Raw genomic sequence first — 3,905 nt, 5'->3', positions numbered from 1 at the left:
TCATTATCTAAACTATTTTAAATTCTAAAGCTGTAAACCATTATAAACAGTGGGATTGTACTATAAATACATGTCTACATAGTAGAGTCATGCAGCTTTCCATAGACAATCTCCAATTGTTTTTTCAATTCCGCTTTCTCTGTTTCAAGCTCTCGCACTTTAGCCTTTAAAGTTGTTATTAAAGCTGATTTTGATGCGTCTGACGCTCTTTCAGACTGCTTGTGAACTTTTGGTGCATCACCTTTTTGTTGATCTCGAATGCGCCTAATTCTGCTTGCGACAGCTTCTTCTTTATAAAGCCATGCCTTTGATACTCCTGCCTTTTCCGCAACAGTATTAAAATTAATTAGAGCGTTATCTTTAATAAGTGCCTTTATTGCAATTTCTGTTTTAGCGATTGCTTCTTGCTTTTTCTTAGATGCAGTTGAAGCTAAACCGCTTGTATTACGTTTATGAGTCATTATTAACTGCCTCTAATGGTTCGATAATATTTACAAGTGACTGTTTCAATGTTTCATTCATTTCCAACTGTCTTTGCCAACCATTAGCTTTGCATGTGGCAATAATCTTTTCTGTCTTGTTAAGTTGAGCTTTATGCTGTGGCAAATATCTATGATCTGTCCTGAAATTTGGGCATGTTAGACATGCGTTTGCGTGAGGGCAGCCACCTTGAACAATTGGCAAAGAGCACAACCCGTTAGGTAAACTCTGAACGGCTATATTTTTCTTTAGCCATTGATTATCAAGTTCGTTAGCGTCCAAACCTTCCGCAAGTGATGTAACAACTTCTTCGGCCTCATAAACCTTGCCATTATTATCAACCATTTTACCTTGAAAGCTTGCAAACTCCTTTTTCAGCGTTTGATCCATAATGTGTGCATAAACACTTGTCATAGTTGGTGTTTCGTGACCCAAATAACGTTGAACAATATGCTGGGGAACGCCATTATTGATCATTCTTGTAGCAACTGTATGGCGAAATGGGTGGAATGAAAAATGGTATATTTCGCCATCTTCACCTGTGATACTTCTTTCTTTTGCAAGAACATTCAAATGCTTGATTAATGTACCCTGTGACCATGTTTTTCCAGCTCGAACATATCGCCTTTTTTTGCAATTTTGTAATGGTGGTGTTGGGAATAGAATCGCTAACTTCTTGTTGAAATCCTCAATTACACTAGCTTGCTGCTCTTTTATTACCGATACCAACTCTTTACTTATCGGAACAACATGCTCTTTTTTCATTTTAAATTGGTAATATTTTATGAAGTAATCACCATCTTTGTCAGGGTAAATACAGTCGTACTTTAAGCCTATGCACTCACTAATTCTCATTCCAACCTCTTGTAATACTAGGAATAATCTCATTACAGGAGGTGATAAGCCATCAATGTTGGCATTTAGTTGAGCCATTACTTTTTCAGGAATAAATCGTGGTAGAGTTTTCTCTATTTTGGGGTAATCAGTATCTTTCATTAGCACAACGCTTTGAAACTTAACTGCTCCAGTTTCAATGCACCACTCAAAAAACTGGCGTAATGCCGACATTCTTCTTTTGATGGTCGATGTTGTTACATCCCTCTTTCGCCACAAAAATAAAACATCAGTAATAATTTTTCTGTCAATTTTGTTAGGTTCAATGTTTGGATGAATCTCATTAAGTGCTTCACTAAACATTCGTAAAGCTTGTAAGTTAGATTGAAGTGTCGAGCTACTTCTCGACATCATGCAACTGGTAATGAACTCTTTTGCAGCATCACGCATCCAACATTGTTCAATTGACCCAAAATTCAATCTTACATTTGGTGCGCCACCTAATTTTTCACGTTCTTCATCTGAGATTACCCATGAATATTCATTGCTCTCAATTCTTGTGTTAAGACATATATCTGCAATATCTTTGTGATACCTAGCAATTGTAGACTCATGAATACCTGACTCTTGCATTAACTTCTTAATACTAAGTAAGAAGCCTTTGGGTAGAGGATCAACGTTAACTGGTTTTCCTGTTTTTAGCCTTTCTATCGCTGCCAACAGCTCGGTACGCTCTAGAGCGCGCTTTTCAACGCTTTGTTTATGTATGGCTTCTCGAATTTTTTTGTGGACATCGGGGTAAGTTTTGCGAATGGCGTTATCGAATGATTTATTTAGTCCAGCGGCACGACAAACGTTCTTGACCGTAATTTCTCTGCCATCTTGTATCATTTGGTCAAGCGTTTTTACTAGCAGTGCATTTGTCTCTTTATTGCCAAATACTTGACCTTTCTTAAGCTCATGAACTCTATTTAGTATGTCTGGTAATGCCTGATAAATATACGAATCATCAATATCGGCTTCTTTAGCGACATTAGCGACATTTAGATTTGCACTTTTGGATATTGTTAGTGGATTACCCTCAAGAATCCTATCAATTGCATCATTACAACGATTTCTCGCATTTACAGCGTGTGGAGTAACTCTGGATTCAGGTTGGTGCTTCAGGCTTTGTACATAATCCATAACATCACTAAACCCCTCCAAAAGCTCTGTAGGGCTAATCTGAGCCTCTTTAGCGATACTTTTGAATGTAAGCTTAACTTTTTTCCCTACACGCTCCTGAGTGCCATTTATGATTCGATGGACAGCCTTGATCGCCTTAACTCTAACACTAGATGAGTCCTCAGTAGATAGATCCTGTTGGGGTTCAAGTTTTGGATTAGCTATCATAAGGAATCCCCTTTATTAAATGTATTAAATGCATGTTTCAGATCCGCATCGGTCAAGTGGGCGTATGTATTAATAGTTGTTTGTACGTCTTTGTGACCAAGGCGCTTTTGAACATACGAAGCATCCCATCCGCTTCTTAACAACTCTGTTGCATGGGTATGTCTAAATATGTGGGGGCTGAACGGTATCTCATGTTTCTCGGATAATCTTCTAAATTTTGTATAAACGGTTGAATAGGCAAGAGGTTTACCAATATCTTTGCCCCAAATGTTTATAAAGACATAATCCGAATCAATATCTCCAAATTCATTAACTACATAATCAGTATATAGCCCCATTAAGTCAGAACTAACGTCAATCGTTCTTGATTCGTAACTCTTGGCTCTTGCGCCATTAGTGTTATCTGAACGAGGCTTAACAACGATGGTCTTGTCCCAACTTTTTATATCTTCATGCCTTAGCCCAAGACACTCCCCTATACGCATACCAGTTTCATAAAGCATCATAAGAAGAAACTTATCTCTCAGTGATTTAGCTGCTGAGATTAATTGCTTTACTTGGTCAGCGGTTAATGTGTCAGGTCGTTTTTTAGGTTCTTTGAGTTTAAGAATATTACGGACTGTTGAATCTGATTTACTAATATGGTGAAGAAATGGCTTATAGGTTTTACCTTTGTAGTTAGTAATAGACTTGTTGTCGATAGCATCAACATCACTAACTCTTGAGTGGTAATCATAAAATGCTGTAACGGCAGTAACGATTGTATTAATTGTTCGTTCTGTACGAATTGATTGCGATTGCCTTAACAATTCAACATTGTCACATCGTCCTTTTTTTAAGAAAGAAATGAACTGCGACATCTGTTTTAATCCAACATCAGACCATTGAATGTTAGATTGAGATAAGAACAACCAGAACTCTTTTAAATGAAAAGCGTATGATCTAACTGTATTTGGGGATTTACCTATTGAGTGTAAATATCTTAAGTATGAATCAATCTCTTGAATTGGCATGAAGTCTTCACCCAACACCAACCAGAAATCTTGAGAACCACCACTAATTTTTACTTTTTGGACTTTCATTAGGCTATCTCATACACTGTAGAATTGTACTAGATAGTGATTCTATATAGATGGATATGCTTTGTAAATGATTCCTTATTTACTTTGTAGAAGAAATAATTATTGTAGTAGATAACG

3 protein-coding genes are annotated in these 3,905 nt (G+C 37.0%); all 3 read right to left on the bottom strand.

Annotated features, from left to right (window positions below):
* Positions 1-74: 74 nt before the first annotated feature.
* The 3 genes from M1L23_RS12900 to M1L23_RS12890 are packed head-to-tail and all read right to left on the bottom strand — an operon-like array spanning position 75 to position 3,788.
* Positions 75-461, bottom strand: a complete 387-nt coding sequence (locus M1L23_RS12900) for a DUF6262 family protein (RefSeq protein ID WP_133540971.1) — start codon at positions 459-461, stop codon at positions 75-77.
* Positions 451-2,706 carry a tyrosine-type recombinase/integrase gene (locus M1L23_RS12895; protein ID WP_252627849.1) on the bottom strand — a complete coding sequence of 752 codons (2,256 nt, stop codon included), beginning with the start codon at positions 2,704-2,706 and terminating at the stop codon, positions 451-453. Before M1L23_RS12895 ends, M1L23_RS12900 begins: the two co-directional genes overlap by 11 nt.
* Positions 2,703-3,788: a tyrosine-type recombinase/integrase gene (locus M1L23_RS12890; RefSeq protein ID WP_252627848.1), complete on the bottom strand. Its 1,086-nt coding sequence runs from the start codon at positions 3,786-3,788 to the stop codon at positions 2,703-2,705. Before M1L23_RS12890 ends, M1L23_RS12895 begins: the two co-directional genes overlap by 4 nt.
* Positions 3,789-3,905 lie beyond the last annotated feature (117 nt).

It is taken from the genome of Aliidiomarina quisquiliarum, from assembly GCF_023922585.1.
Lineage (GTDB): Bacteria > Pseudomonadota > Gammaproteobacteria > Enterobacterales > Alteromonadaceae > Aliidiomarina > Aliidiomarina quisquiliarum.
The sequence above is the reverse complement of the archived record's forward strand: the minus strand, read 5'-3'. Positions and strand labels throughout refer to the sequence as shown.

What these genes read in the sequence shown, in the direction of transcription:
- M1L23_RS12895 (WP_252627849.1), bottom strand. Translation starts at nt 2,706, where the DNA reads ATGATAGCTAATCCAAAACTTGAACCCCAACAGGATCTATCTACTGAG.
- M1L23_RS12900 (WP_133540971.1), bottom strand. Translation starts at nt 461, where the DNA reads ATGACTCATAAACGTAATACAAGCGGTTTAGCTTCAACTGCATCTAAG.
- M1L23_RS12890 (WP_252627848.1), bottom strand. Translation starts at nt 3,788, where the DNA reads ATGAAAGTCCAAAAAGTAAAAATTAGTGGTGGTTCTCAAGATTTCTGG.